Here is a 12,591-nt window from a genome sequence, read left to right as displayed (position 1 = left end):
CCTGGCCCAGGCTGGCGCGGGTCTTGAAGACGGTCTGCTTGAGGGCAGTGCCGGCCCCCCTTGCGACCACCGGTGGGCGCTGCTGAGAACCCCTGGACGCCTGGCCCTATGCGGCGCTTCTCCCGTGGACTTCCAGTATCAGAACGCGGCTATGGGGGAGCGCTCTTGACAAGACCACCTCTCTTAGGCTTTAGCTCCACTGGGCTACTTCAGGCTGCCAGATGCCGGTCGCTTTGCCTTGAACGATGGGTGCGAGGAAGACCCTGATGAGCTCGAGCACGTTGGTAAACTTGCCGGGTTCATCTTTGGTGATTCGCGTCAGGAACACTTGCCACTGCCTTTGACGTGCAGGGTTGCTCGCGAACGAGGGATCAAATAGGCGCTCGGCTGCAGCCAGAGGCGTATCGCGTCGGGCGAAGGTCGTGGTGATCGCCTCGTGCAGCGTGCCCGCCTCAAAGCTCTCGGTGGCAGCAAGATGGTAGAGGTCATAGTAGTCCTTGAAGCGCGAGTTGATGTCGTACAGCGCCGCCATGGCCTGGGCCTTCTCGGCGATTACGGTTTCCAGCGAGTAGGCCAGAAGCTCCGGAGCTTCGGTGTCGAGGAGGGTTGGGTACGCGAGCCACACCGGGCCGGCGGTAACGGCATCGCCGAAGCCGATATCCATGCGGATCAGCTCCCAGGCCTTCCCCAGGTAACCTTTGACCTCAAGGCGAATGCCGCCGTATTCGGTCGCTCTCTGGCTCACTTCTCCACGGATCGAGGCGGCCTCGAAAGTCACGCCGTCCACCAGATTCACCGCGGCAACCTGTTTCATGATGTTGACCAGGCTCTCGACTTCGGCTGGGGTAGCGCGGCCCAGCAAGTCGATATCTCGGGTAGGACGTGAAGCGGTACCGTAGCGGCTATAGAGGTAGAGGGCGCCCTTGAGCACGAACCGTTCCCGGTATTCACTCTTCGCCAGACGGGCCAGCCAGCGCTCTTGAAGGTAGAGGAGCTGCAGCCGGTTATAAGGGAGCCGCTGCTGCCTTGCGAGGTTATGAAGCCGCTGGCGCACTGAAGCCGCGAGGTTGGTGGTCACAATAGCGGCTCCAGATAGGTGTGCATAAGTTTTTGGACGCGCCGTACGCGGGCGGCTTCCATCAGCATGGAGACCTTGGGGTAGGGTCGTCGCAGGTAGGCCTGAAGCCCCTCGATGAAGAGATCATTTCCCAGCTTGTGACGGTAGTAAAGCAGGTCCGCCAGCGTCTTCTCGGCTGTATAGACCTTGACCTGGCCTGGTCCGACCTCGTGCGCCTCGATCCCGTAGCGGTAGACGGTCTCGCTAAAGTAATAGAGTTTCACAGGGGGGTAGTCAATCGCCGGCGCGCGTCCCTTGTGGGGTATGGCAAGGTCGATGACGGGAGGGGAGACGCTGCCCAGCCGGTGAAAGGCCAGCGCCGAGCGGAGGCAGACCACCCCGCTGGGAACACGCAGCGATACTTCGAGTAGCGTCTCGTGGGGGAGCGGTTCGGCATCGGTTAGGCGATAGATGCCCCGCTGCACGCGCTCGGCCCGCCCCTCTTCGACCCAGCGCGAGAGCCGGTGCGGGTCGATGCCGGCTTTAATCGCCTGCCCGCGTTTCAGGAACCCCTGATGTTCTCTAAAGAGCTGCTCGAGCTTGACATCCGGTGAGATATGGAGGGTAACCATAAACCGTCGGTAGTATAGCAAAATGTGCCGACGATTTGTGTAGGCTGCTAAATCTAAACCATGAGGTGCATTTTGAAGAGAGGTCATAGCTCCTGGAGAAATTGGACGGCGGTCATGATGCGGATCGTCTCGTACTGTACCAGTTTGCGTAGATGCCTGTCGCCAGCGACGATGACGTCGCAACCAGCCGCCAGGGCGCAGCTCAAGACCGCGTCACTGTCTGGATCGTGGTGAACGACGGGGTCGCTGAGCTATGGTGCGATTACTCTCGCCAAGTAGGCGTAGCCCAGGACAAGCTCGAGGGCGGTCGCGATGACAGAGCGGCAACTCGCCCAACGAACTTCTCACCCTTCAGTGTGGATCAAAGCACCCCTCTAGACTTTTTCCACCGCCTTACCAGGAGGCGATCGCGAATGCCCTCGGGATCGAAGCGGCGCTGGTTCAGAAGGCGAACCTCTGCCGCCTGGCCTCCTCGTTCGAGCAAGGAGTCGTTCACCTCATCGGGGTGGTTCAGGTAGTAACTGATAACGGCGTAAACCTCCCTAAGCGACAGGGAGGGATACTGCTGGGCGATCTCCTCGGCGGTCGCACCCTCTAGAAAAGCCGCGGTGAGCGTGTCCAGGTTCGCCCGCGTAGCGCCCACCCGCACCACCCCATCGGCTTCGGTACCGAGGGGAGGAGGACTGGCAGCAATCGCCAGGGTCGGGCTCCCCATAACACTCCAGGAGCGGCCCCGCCTTACCAGCCAGGCTTATTGGGGCCGGCTCTCACCCAGGGCAGGGCCTGCGGAAAAGATAACCGAAAGATAACCGGGCCTCCCCTAACCTCCGACCAGAGGGGGCCCGACCTATGAAGACCGCTGTAACCTATCGCCTCTGCCCGCGCTGCTTCCGGGCGGTGCCGGAAGCGTCGGCCGAGGTCTACTGCCCCAACGACGGCGTAAAGCTCCTGACTGCCTGCCCCGCCTGCGGCGCGCCCATCACCTCGCCCTACAGCCACTTCTGCGTCAGGTGCGGCTGCGACTTTACCTCCTCGGTGCCGAAAGGAGGTGAGGCTGACCAGAACTAGAGCCCTGGCTACTGGCCTGCTGCTGGTGTTCGCGGTGAAGCTGACCCGCTGCCACGCCGAGACTTTGCGGCAATCACTCCCGGATCGCTGAACCCCGGAGGAAAGTATGAAGACAATGAAAACTACCATTCGACTTATCATCGGCCTGATCCTGGCCGTCGTGCTGGTGGCCTGCCCGCAGCAGCCCCCGCCACCGGCCCCAACCATCACGGTGATTGGCAAGGTGCTGACCCATGACGGTAAACCTGGCGCCTTTCTGCCGGTGCTGGTGGCCGACCAAAAGACCGCCACGGACGCGAGCGGCAATTTCAGCGCCGCTGATGTCGCCATTCCCTACGATCTGGTGGTGCTCCAGGCGAGCAGGAACCAAGCGTACGTCTATGAAGGCCTCAGCCGGCGCGACCCCATCGTCCTGGTCTCTGGCTCTGGCAGCACGTACGACAACGCGAGCGAGGTGACCCTCACCTCGAGCAATGTAAACACGACCCCGCCGCCCGCGGGCGGTTTCGCCGACGGGCACATCACTTGCCTAGGGGTGGCAACGCGGCAGGTGAGCTGTGGGATTACCGGGTCGGTGTTCCCCTCGGTCAAACATAACGTGAGCTGGGCCGGGCCATCAAGCGTCTTTATAAACTTCTACGCGCTTCAGATGCACAAGAACAGCCGCAACGTGGTCACGTCATTCTTGAGATTTGGTCGGGCCGAGAACAGGCATCTGACGAACGCTCAGCCCAGCACCGGCAACTTCGCGCTCGAGCCCGTCCAGAACCAAGCGATAGCGGGCAGCACCACGCCCCCTCCTGGCTACACGCTCGTCTCGCGGGCCCTCGGCTTCCGAGCCCTCGGCCATTACCTTTACCCCTTTTCGTACGAACTGGATCAGACGGGCATCGCCCCGAACTTCAGCTGGGCGAGTCCGGCCGTGCCCGGGATGGACCTTTATCTGAGCGCCAGCGCCAGAAAAGGAGACGCCCATGTCTATGCCTATCTGGCTGTTACCCCTGTCGATTCCGCGATCAATCTGAGGCTGCCAACCCCTCCCGAACAGCTCCAGCCTGCCGATAACGCCCTGGGGGTTACGACCGCTACCACCTTCTCCTGGACCCCCTTCGCGGAGGGCGTTCACAGCGTCAGCGTGAGCCCCGTGACACCGGGAGCCCTGAATCTGACCATCTACAGCGCCGCAACGTCCTTGCAGCTGCCCGACTTGAGCAGCCTGGGCTACCCGCTGCCCAAAGGCGTGACCTATCGGTGGATGGTGGGCGGTTTTGCTCCGTTCGCGAGCGTCGACGACTTGGCGAACGGTGTTCCCTACATCTACGGCGTAAGTAGCAGCGGCGGTTCGGGCCAGCGCGTCTTCACCACCGCGCCGTAAGCGGGGGATGGGAGTCCTGGACACCTCGAGGCGTTGAAATTTCGGTAAACTGATGACGGAGGCCGGAATGACACGCGCCCTGCAAGAAGCCGAGAAACTTCTGTCCGCCATGACACGCGCGGAAAAAGCGCAACTGCTCAAATGGGTGGTGAACGATCTAGGGGAGGCGTTCCCTGGGATCGAAAGCACGCCTGACGTGGCGGGCGGCGAAGCGCGTATCGTGCGGACCCGCATCCCGGTCTGGGTGTTGGAGCAAGCCAGGCGGCTCGGTGCTAGCGAAGCCGACATACTGCGCTCCTACCCGACATTGCAGGCTGAAGACCTGACCCAAGCCTGGGCCTACGTGCGCGCGCACCGGCAGGAGATCGACCGTCAAATACGAGAGAACGAGGAGTCGTAGGAGGTGGCGCACCTCTTTGCGGACGAGAACTTTCCCCACCCGGTGGTCGAGGCACTGCGCGCCCTGGGGCACGACGTGTTAACGGTTCTCGAAGCGGGCCAGGCCGAGCAAGCCGTGCCGGATGCCGAAATCCTGGCTTTTGCGACCAGCCAGAACCGAGCGGTTCTCACTCTCAATCGCAAACACTTCATCCGCTTGCATTACCAGCAACCTGACCACGCCGGTATCGTTGTCTGTACGCTGGACATCGATTTCGGTGGACAAGCCGAGCGCATTCAGGCTGCCTTAGCAGCGCAAGGCAACATGAGGGGGCGGTTGGTGCGCGTGAATCGACCCGCCAAAAGATAACCGAAAGATAACCGGGCCTCCCCTAACCTCTGACCAGAGGAGGCCCGACCCATGAAGACCGCCGTAACCTATCGCCCCTGCCCGCGCTGCTTCCGGGCGGTGCCGGAGGCGGCCAACCAGCAGTAACGCCGCACCCAGAGCACCTGACTCCTCAGCCCAGGACTCGGGAGGTGGAATATGAAGCGCTGAAAGCTAGCCACCAGGGGGTGCGCGTAGCGCATGGAGGGGGTGATGCAATAGGCGAGGATTTGGAGTGATTAACCGATACTCGCTATGCGAGTAACTTAGCGGCAGGTGGTCGCTGAACCAACGGCCCACAAACCGCCATTAGCCATACAGGGGCCAGGCGACCAGTTCGTCCCGCAACCCTTTCCGGCAGCGAGTCCAGACTCGTGATGCAACTTCAAAGAGGTCAACCGTGAAAAAGTCTCTTATGGTCACTCTGGTTTTTTTGGCCACGGCCACCATGCTCGCCGGTGGCGGCGGCATGGCAGAACGCAAAGTCGCCCGCACCCTGGGCGAGTGGAGGGCGATCAACCCGGCGCTCACGCAGTACCAGCCCCTGCACCAGCACTTCGTGCCCGGGATGGGCATCCACTGGGGCGCCCCCGGCCCGCACCTGACGCTCTGCGTCGGCCCGGGCAATATCGTCACCTGCGTCGAGGTCATCTACCCCCCGGCCATCGGCTGGCACCCCTGGTTCGACCAGCCCGAGGGCAAGCCGATGGAGCTGGAGGGTTTCGGCCCGGCCTATACCCAGCACATCTACATCGCTGACCCCGCCACGATCAAACCCGGCCAGCGGCCCACCCTGCTCCCTCTGACCCTCGAGGCGCTACGTAAAGCCAATCCGGCTCTGAAGCAGTATGAGAAGATCTCCGAGTACGTGCCCAAGATGGGCTACCACTACGGCGTCAAAGGGCCCGGCATAGTGCTGGTGGTCTCGCCCGAGGGCCAGATCAACGGCTTCGAGCTGATCGTCCCGGTCGAGCAGGGGTGGTATCCCTGGTTCGACCAGCCCAAAGGAAAGCCGATGGAACTCCCCGGTCTGGGGAAGGTGTATACCCAGCACCTCTACGTGGTCAATCCGGCCACCCTGCCCTAAAGCGGCTCGAGTATAAGAGTGATCGGAGCGGTGGGAGAGGCCTGCCCTTTACCTGCCGCTCCAGCCAAAAAGTCGGCATTTATCGAGCTAAGCCAAGCCTGTATGCCCGCCGTCAGCGAGCCTGCCACTTAGCGCAACGGCAGCTTTTGTGCCCGCTGGGTCCAGTGAGCGGTTCAAGGAGTATGACCGGGTGGGCGACAGTGCGATCAGAAAGGACTGAAGGGTATGACGCAAAGTTCTGGCATCTCGCCAATAATTGTGCCTCCAGACCAGGGGAGAACTCTCCGGGCCTTTGGAGATGAGATCTTGTTCCACCTCGGGGGGGGCGAGACCGGGGGCCGGTTCACCCTGTTCACGCTGCTGACCCCTCCGGGCGGCGGCCCGCCGCCGCATTATCACTCCCACGAAGAAGAGTGGTTTCTGCCGCTTGAGGGTCAGGTGGAGTTCTTCTTGAACGGGGCCTGGAGGCCGGTCTCGGTCGGTTCGGTAGTCTATTTGCCGAGGGGTGCGGTGCATGCTTTTCGCAATGTTGGCCAGAGCCCTCTCAAGATGTTAGGTCAGGTGGCCCCTGCTGGTTTTGAGACATTTTTCTCGCGCTGCGCCGAGGAGTTCGCCAGGCCAGGTGCGCCAGATATGCCGCGGATCCTCGAGATCAGCGCCGAGCATGGGATTTTCTTCGTCAATGCCTAGCCTCGCTGCCGTCTCCGCGATACAGCCCAAGTTCTAACCGGGAGAATTGCCCATTAACTATCGTTTACCACCGAGGATGAAAAGGCTATCAGCTGATCAGCTTAACCTGACAAGCTGAAATGCTGACAGGCTTGCCCCTACTGAATTCTGGCTCCTAGCTCCTGGCTCCTGTTTTCGGAGGAGACTTACCTGGCTACTGGCTCCAGGAAACTCGCCCAGTCGGCGGGCAACGCTTCGCCAACCTCGAGGAAATGGCCCCGGGCCTGCTGGTATACCTGGGCCAGGCCGCGGTGGTTTCCGCTCTGGCGCAGGGCCAGGCAGGTCAGGCGCAGGGCCTCGAGGTCGTAGGGGTCGGCCTCGAGCAGAATGCGGCCCAGCCGGGCGGCCTCGCTGGGGTCGGCCTCCAGCCGGGCCCGGATGCTGCTGCAGAGGGCGTGGTAGACCGCGCCCCGCACGGTCTCGTCGGCCTCGAGGCTTACGTCCTGCCAGTACACCCCGCGCCACAACCGGGTCTGCTGGGTTTTGAGGAACACCTCCACATCGCTCTCCACGGCCCCCAGCGCATACCCTCCCGCGGTGGTGACGACCAGGCCCTGGCCCAGGCTGGCGCGGGTCTTGAAGACGGTCTGCTTGAGGGCAGTGCCGGCGTCCGGGTCGGGTACGCCAGGGTAGAGCCGCTCGAGCAATTCCAGGGTGGGCACCTCGCCGCGACCGGAAATGCGGGCCTCGAGCAGCACTGCCAGCAACTCCCTGCGCTTCTGCCCGCGCACGGGATCGCTTTTGCCCTCCAGCGTTAGTTGCATGGGGCCCAGCACTTCCAGGCTAGGATACTCGCATAGCGAGTATGCGCTACGCGCACCCCCTGGGGGTAGGGCCTGGGACTGGGGCTGGCCTGAAACAGGGCGCGAATCAAGCTGAGGGAAGTAGCGCCGGGCCAGGTGAACCCCGTTCAGCAGGCCGCGGGCCTCGAACCAGTGCAAGCGGTTGCGGGCGCTTTCGATGTTTCCGGTGAGGCGGTCCAGCTCGAGGCCGACCTTGTGTTCGTCTACTATCAGATTCAGCTTTTGGGACAGCTCGAGGGCCTGTTCCAACGCCCCTCGGGCTGTTTCTTCGCCCAGAGCGCCCAGGGCCAAGCCCTTGGCCCAGAGGGTTTGGAAGGCGTCGTGGGGCGAGTCGCCGGCGGCGTGGGCCAGGCCTTCGGCCTCGGCGATAAGGGCCAGGGCCCGCTCGGGGTATCCGCAGCGGGTTTGTGCGACGGCGGTATCGAGGAGCACCTCCCGCAGCAGCCGGGGGTTGCTAAGCTGCCGGGCGTAGTCGAGCGCCCGCTCGGCGTGCTTGCGGGTCAGGAACTGGGCGATGGGGGTGTCCTGCGAGCGGTAGAGCAGGTTCGCCATCGAGTGGGTGGCGGCCAGCAAGCGGCTGGGGCCGTGCGGCTCGAGGGTGGCGATGGCCTCTTGGAGGGCTTCCTCGGCGGCCTGGTAGCGACCCTGCTCAATCAGCGCCTCGGCCCTCGCGGCCAGGGCAAAGGCGTAGGCCTTGGCGTCCCCGGCCTCACGGCGGATCTGCACGGCCTCCAGGAGGCAGCGACTCATCTCGTCGTACCGACCCAGCTTCCTTAGGATGGCCGCCCGGTTGACCAGTACGGTGCCCCGCAAGCGAGGCACCTCGAGTGGGGCCAGAACCTCCAGGACCTTCTCCAGGGTGGCCTCTGCTGCCTGGTACTCGCCAAGGTGGTAGTGGATCAGGGCCTGGGTAGAGAGAAACTCGCAGCGCAAGGTGGGATTGGCCTGGGCCTCGGGGGTAGCGAGGCCCAGGTTGACGAAGGTCTGGGCTTTCTCGGTCTGTCCGGTGGCCAGGGCCGAACCTGCCACCGCCCACAACAGTTCCGGTGAGGGGTCGCGTTGAAGCTCGGGGTGGGCCTCCCAGGTCTTTAGGACCCGCAGGTTATCCCCGCCGATATGCGCGGTGGTGAGGGTCAGCGAAGGGAGGTTCACCGCTGTGCGCAGCCGGGGCGGGAGTTCGCCGAACAGGGCCTCGAGGTCGGGTACCCCGCCCTGCCGGGCCAGCAGGTGGGTGTAAAACCGCACCGTCTCGGCGGTGGCGGTGGGGGTCGGCAGGACCATCTTGACCAGCCGGGTGGCTTCCGAAAGGTTCTGGTGCTGAAGCACCTGGGCGGCTTCCAGGGCCATCCTTCCTCGTTCCTCGCCCTGGGCGTACTCCACCGCGCGGGCCGTCCACCGGGCGGCCTGGGCTTCGTGGCCGGCTTGGCGGGCCTCTTCGGCGGCGCGGCGGAGCAGCTTTAGCGCTGGTTTGCGCTCCAATCCGGCCTCCTCGAGGTAGCGCGCGGCGGCCAGAGGCTGGTCGGCCAGGGCCTCAAGGGCCCTTTGGGCATACTCACGGCGCTCTTGCGGCAGCAGACCGTGCAAGATGACCTCCTGGTAGAGCGGGTGGGCAAACTCCCCCGCCCGAAGGATGCCTTGCTGCTGCAAAACCAGCCCGACTGCGTTCAGTTCTGGAGCCGAGAGCCCCGCTACTTTGGCCCACACCGCAGGGTCGGCCCCCAGCCCCAGCAGGGCCTTGCTTTCCAGGGTCTGGCGCAGGGTGGGGGTGTGGGCTACCTGGTGCAGCCACCGCTCCAAAAGCGCCTCAACGGTGAGGGGCAGGGTACCCGCCTGCGGGGGCCGCCAGTGCCACTCCCGCCCATCGCTCCACAAAAAGCCCTGCCGGGCCAGATAGCGCAGATACTCTAAGCAGAACAGCGGGTTGCCCTGGGCGCGCCCATAAATCCAGGCCAGGGCTTCTTCGGGCAGGGGGCTGCCCACCTCGGCCTCGAGCAGCGTCTGCGAGGCTTCGGGCGAGAGGGGCGCCAGGCGATACTCCTCGAAAGGTTCGGGGGGTGCGTTGCGACTGGTAACCAGCAAAGCCACCCCTTTTGTGCGCAGGGCAGTGGCGGCCAGATCCCGGATCCACTCGAGGCCCTCCGGGCCTGCTTCGTGGATGTCTTCCAGATGCAACACCACCGGGGCCAGCGCGGCCAACAAGGCTCCCAATACCTCCGCTGTTCTTTTGCTGTCCAGGGCTTCACCCTTTTGCAACCTGAGCAACGGGGGTTCGGCCCAGGCAGGTACCTTGTTGGCTCGAGGTAGACCGCGAACCAGGGCACCCAGCGGCGTCAGGGCATGAAAGCTAAAACTGCGGCAGGCGGTCTCCCGCAGGAGCTGCTGGGCACAGTAGCTCTTGCCAACGCCCGGCTCGCCCCACAGGGCCAGGGCAAGCCCGGCCCGCCGGAGCACCACCCGCTTGAGGCGCGGGAGTATGTGAGCAGTTAGCTCCATCCCGGTATTCCTAGTCTCCAGTCTAGCAATCACCCAGATCCCAGACTAGCCGAACCAACGTTATAAAAGCGTTACCGTTTTCAAGTGCGTCCTGTCGGGGCTTTGTAGCCAGAAGAAAGGGGAGTTCCACCTTGCATCAAGTTGTGGCGGAATAGCCAGGAAATAAGATACGGCACACTAGGCCCCCATGCCGGAAAACTGTTTGAGCCCCTTGCGCCACAGCCAGCGGTTAATCGCCCAAAAAATCGCAAACCAGAGTCCCAGCACCATGAACCCCTGCCCCACCCCGCCCGGCAAGGGCAGTCCGGCAAACAGCGCTGCGGGAAAATAGACCAGATAGGGGAAGGGGGTGAAGAGGGCGAAGTTGCGCACCGCCTCGGGAAAAATCGAGAGCGGGGCGATCAGGCCCGAGAGAAACAAGTAGGCGACAAACCAGAGTTCCTCCACCGCCGCGCCGCGCTCGGTCCAGAAGCAGAGCATGGCGAAGGTGTACTGCATCAAGAAGCGCAACAAAAAGGCCGCTACCGAGGCCACCAGACCCAGCACCACCCCTTCAATCTCTGGCACGAAGCGGGCTCCTGGGTAGATCACCAGGAAGACTGCCACAATGATCAATCCAAAGGGCAGCCGGGTCAGGCGCTCGGCCACATGCTGCATCAGGTGATCCCAGACCGGGTCAATGGGCTTCAGGAGTTTGAACGACAGGCGGCCCAGCACCACATCGTCCTGGAACTCCCAGATCACCCAGATGATGGTGAGCTGGCGCACCAGAAACACGCACAGAAAATAGCGAGCAAACTCCTGCGCGGAAAGGGCAAAACTGCCGCCCTCGGCGGCCTGCGTCCAGACCCCCATCAGAATTAGTGGCAGCATGGCCGAGAGCGACCACAGGATCACCTCGGCGCGATACTCCAGAAAGTAGGCGTACCAGGCTACCAGCAGGGCGCGGAGCTTGCGCAGCACTGCTACAGCATAGCGCAAGGCAGTCCTGGGCCTCCCCGTCAGCCCGGTGCGGTTGTGCTCCCGCTGAATTGCTTCGTCGGCACGCCGCCTCCCCGCAATGCCGGTTGGAGGGAAGTACGATCTCCTGGTATCGGTACTTTTTCCATCTGAGTATTGAAGATCGAGCCTATGCGCTCACCCGTTGTACCAGCTGGTTGTGACAGCAGACTCACGGTCTTGTCCACCGGGTATGGCTCGTAGGACACCGCTTTCGGTCAGCTCCAAAATCGCGTTTCCGTCCTCTCGCGCCCGAGAACTCGAGCCAACTTTACTCTACAGGCAACTCCAATTCTTCCCACGGCTGCCGCCCGTGCCGCAGTGTGTGTACCACCACCTCTTCAGCCTTCAACTGATAGATGATGCGGTAGCCCCGCCAGATCAACTCGCGGATTTCTTTACGCCCCATCTCGGGGAACCGTGCCAGGTCGTCGGTAGCATCGAACAGACGGTTGATCCAGTCGAAGGCGGCGTTGGAGTCGCCCTGAAAAATGAACTGTGCGATCTCGACGGCCCGGTCGGTGGCCAGGGGCGACCAGACGACTTTCATCGCCCAAGCCGCTGCAAGACCTGCTTGCGGGCGGTTTGGGAGTCCATCCCGTTGCCCTCGGCGATCTGCTGAAGGGAGGTGTGCAGCTCCTGCAGAATCTCGAGTTTCTCCATCAGCCGCTCGTACTCACCCACGTCCAGCACCACCGCGGCGCTGCGCCCGTGCTGGGTGAGCACCAGGGGCCGCTTGGTCTTGCGCACCCGCTCGATCAGGCTGGCCGAGTTGGAGCGGAACTCCGACAGCGGACGAATGTCTTCATCTAACAAAGGGCGCGGCATACTTAACCTCCCAAAGCGTCCTTATTTTGTCTCAAAAAGCGTATCAAAGCAAGCCCAAGAAACACCCTGCTTGCCGGGCAGATCCCTGGCCCATGTTTGGTCAATTCACCACGACTCGTCGCACCCGCTGCTTGTTCGCCCCGATCCCGTTTACGCCCTTGTCCACCGCGTACACTTCGTAGGTCACCTGCTCCGCCAGTTCCAGAATGGCATACCCGTTCATCTCGCCGTCGAAGAACTCGAGCCAGGGGTTCAGCAGCTCCACCGCCCGGTTGCCGGGCCAGGGGAAGCGCGTTCCGAGGCTGTCACGCGGGTTGGGGCTGGTCAGGCTGGGGGCCATGAACTCCATTCCGATCACCGGTTGTCCGGCAAACCCCGGTGAGATGCGCCCGGCCAGGGCGCTGTGCAGGTCGCCCGAGAGCACGATCAGATTCCGGGCGTCCTGGAGCGTCTCCATAATCCGGTTGCGCTCGTAGGCAAAGCCGTCCCAGCCGTCGAGGTTGAGGGTGGTTCCCAGGGCTGTAAGGGGCGAAAACATCACGGCACTGCCGAGACCGCGCCAGCGGGCGGTGCTGGATTGCAAGCCCTGCAAGAGCCACTCGAGCTGCGCCGCGCCCAGCAGGGTGCGGCCAGCGTCGCCCGAAGCCGTGCAGTTGTTCAGGGTGCGCGCGTCGGGGCCGCAGGGGTGGGGCGAGCGGAAGCTGCGGGTGTCGGTGAGAAAGAGTTCCAGCACGTCGCCAAAGCGCAGGCTGCG

At 63.2% G+C, this 12,591-nt stretch carries 14 protein-coding genes; 6 read left to right on the top strand and 8 right to left on the bottom strand.

All coding sequences use genetic code 11. The annotated features are described in order from the left end of the window. Positions 1 to 190 precede the first annotated feature (190 nt). From Q0288_RS02295 to Q0288_RS02285, 3 genes are all read right to left on the bottom strand, one after another. The gene (locus Q0288_RS02295; protein WP_299426566.1) at positions 191 to 1,078 is read right to left on the bottom strand and encodes a nucleotidyl transferase AbiEii/AbiGii toxin family protein; all 888 of its coding nucleotides are present in this window, start codon (positions 1,076 to 1,078) and stop codon (positions 191 to 193) included. Next, on the bottom strand, positions 1,075 to 1,689 hold the full coding sequence (locus tag Q0288_RS02290; protein WP_299426563.1) for a type IV toxin-antitoxin system AbiEi family antitoxin domain-containing protein: 615 nt from the start codon (positions 1,687 to 1,689) through the stop codon (positions 1,075 to 1,077). The genes Q0288_RS02295 and Q0288_RS02290 overlap by 4 nt, the downstream gene beginning before the upstream one ends. A gap of 361 nt (positions 1,690 to 2,050) precedes the next feature. Then, the gene (locus Q0288_RS02285) at positions 2,051 to 2,404 is read right to left on the bottom strand and encodes a DUF433 domain-containing protein (RefSeq protein WP_299426560.1); all 354 of its coding nucleotides are present in this window, start codon (positions 2,402 to 2,404) and stop codon (positions 2,051 to 2,053) included. A gap of 134 nt (positions 2,405 to 2,538) precedes the next feature. Between Q0288_RS02285 and Q0288_RS02280 the strand changes: the two genes are divergently transcribed. The 6 genes from Q0288_RS02280 (at position 2,539) to Q0288_RS02255 (ending at position 6,675) form a co-directional block, all read left to right on the top strand. Further along, entirely contained in the window at positions 2,539 to 2,757 is a 219-nt protein-coding gene (locus Q0288_RS02280) for a zinc ribbon domain-containing protein (protein ID WP_299426557.1), read from the top strand. Positions 2,758 to 2,863: 106 nt separating this feature from the next. Next, a complete protein-coding gene (locus Q0288_RS02275) occupies positions 2,864 to 4,132 on the top strand; it encodes a hypothetical protein (RefSeq protein ID WP_299426554.1) in 1,269 nt (422 codons plus the stop codon). A 67-nt stretch (positions 4,133 to 4,199) separates the two neighbouring features. Further along, the gene (locus Q0288_RS02270) at positions 4,200 to 4,532 is read left to right on the top strand and encodes a DUF433 domain-containing protein (protein WP_299426551.1); all 333 of its coding nucleotides are present in this window, start codon (positions 4,200 to 4,202) and stop codon (positions 4,530 to 4,532) included. Positions 4,533 to 4,535: 3 nt separating this feature from the next. Beyond that, the gene (locus tag Q0288_RS02265) at positions 4,536 to 4,880 is read left to right on the top strand and encodes a DUF5615 family PIN-like protein (RefSeq protein WP_299426548.1); all 345 of its coding nucleotides are present in this window, start codon (positions 4,536 to 4,538) and stop codon (positions 4,878 to 4,880) included. Positions 4,881 to 5,298: 418 nt separating this feature from the next. Next, a complete protein-coding gene (locus tag Q0288_RS02260) occupies positions 5,299 to 5,985 on the top strand; it encodes a hypothetical protein (RefSeq protein ID WP_299426545.1) in 687 nt (228 codons plus the stop codon). A gap of 306 nt (positions 5,986 to 6,291) precedes the next feature. Beyond that, on the top strand, positions 6,292 to 6,675 hold the full coding sequence (locus Q0288_RS02255) for a cupin domain-containing protein (protein ID WP_299426542.1): 384 nt from the start codon (positions 6,292 to 6,294) through the stop codon (positions 6,673 to 6,675). A 185-nt stretch (positions 6,676 to 6,860) separates the two neighbouring features. Here the strand turns inward: Q0288_RS02255 and Q0288_RS02250 are convergent, their stop codons facing one another. The 5 genes from Q0288_RS02250 to Q0288_RS02230 all read right to left on the bottom strand — a co-directional run. Further along, the gene (locus tag Q0288_RS02250) at positions 6,861 to 10,010 is read right to left on the bottom strand and encodes a tetratricopeptide repeat protein (protein ID WP_299426539.1); all 3,150 of its coding nucleotides are present in this window, start codon (positions 10,008 to 10,010) and stop codon (positions 6,861 to 6,863) included. A gap of 177 nt (positions 10,011 to 10,187) precedes the next feature. Then, on the bottom strand, positions 10,188 to 10,970 hold the full coding sequence (locus Q0288_RS02245) for an ABC-2 family transporter protein (protein WP_299426569.1): 783 nt from the start codon (positions 10,968 to 10,970) through the stop codon (positions 10,188 to 10,190). Between the two features lie 310 nt (positions 10,971 to 11,280). Beyond that, a complete protein-coding gene (locus Q0288_RS02240; RefSeq protein WP_299426536.1) occupies positions 11,281 to 11,559 on the bottom strand; it encodes a type II toxin-antitoxin system RelE/ParE family toxin in 279 nt (92 codons plus the stop codon). Further along, positions 11,556 to 11,837, bottom strand: coding sequence for a type II toxin-antitoxin system Phd/YefM family antitoxin (locus Q0288_RS02235; RefSeq protein ID WP_299426533.1), 282 nt, complete (start codon positions 11,835 to 11,837; stop codon positions 11,556 to 11,558). Before Q0288_RS02235 ends, Q0288_RS02240 begins: the two co-directional genes overlap by 4 nt. A gap of 100 nt (positions 11,838 to 11,937) precedes the next feature. After that, a partial coding sequence (locus tag Q0288_RS02230; protein ID WP_299426530.1) for an alkaline phosphatase D family protein occupies positions 11,938 to 12,591 on the bottom strand: 654 nt, incomplete at its 5' end.

It is taken from the genome of uncultured Meiothermus sp. (genome assembly GCF_937863175.1).
Taxonomy (GTDB): Bacteria; Deinococcota; Deinococci; order Deinococcales; family Thermaceae; genus Meiothermus.
Note: the sequence above shows the minus strand (reverse complement) of the source record. Positions and strands in the feature narration are given on the sequence as shown.

Coding starts and splice junctions, on each gene's coding strand:
- Q0288_RS02280 (WP_299426557.1), top strand. CDS start 2,539: ATGAAGACCGCTGTAACCTATCGCCTCTGCCCGCGCTGCTTCCGGGCG.
- Q0288_RS02270 (WP_299426551.1), top strand. CDS start 4,200: ATGACACGCGCCCTGCAAGAAGCCGAGAAACTTCTGTCCGCCATGACA.
- Q0288_RS02250 (WP_299426539.1), bottom strand. CDS start 10,010: ATGGAGCTAACTGCTCACATACTCCCGCGCCTCAAGCGGGTGGTGCTC.
- Q0288_RS02235 (WP_299426533.1), bottom strand. CDS start 11,837: ATGCCGCGCCCTTTGTTAGATGAAGACATTCGTCCGCTGTCGGAGTTC.
- Q0288_RS02285 (WP_299426560.1), bottom strand. CDS start 2,404: ATGGGGAGCCCGACCCTGGCGATTGCTGCCAGTCCTCCTCCCCTCGGT.
- Q0288_RS02275 (WP_299426554.1), top strand. CDS start 2,864: ATGAAGACAATGAAAACTACCATTCGACTTATCATCGGCCTGATCCTG.
- Q0288_RS02240 (WP_299426536.1), bottom strand. CDS start 11,559: ATGAAAGTCGTCTGGTCGCCCCTGGCCACCGACCGGGCCGTCGAGATC.
- Q0288_RS02290 (WP_299426563.1), bottom strand. CDS start 1,689: ATGGTTACCCTCCATATCTCACCGGATGTCAAGCTCGAGCAGCTCTTT.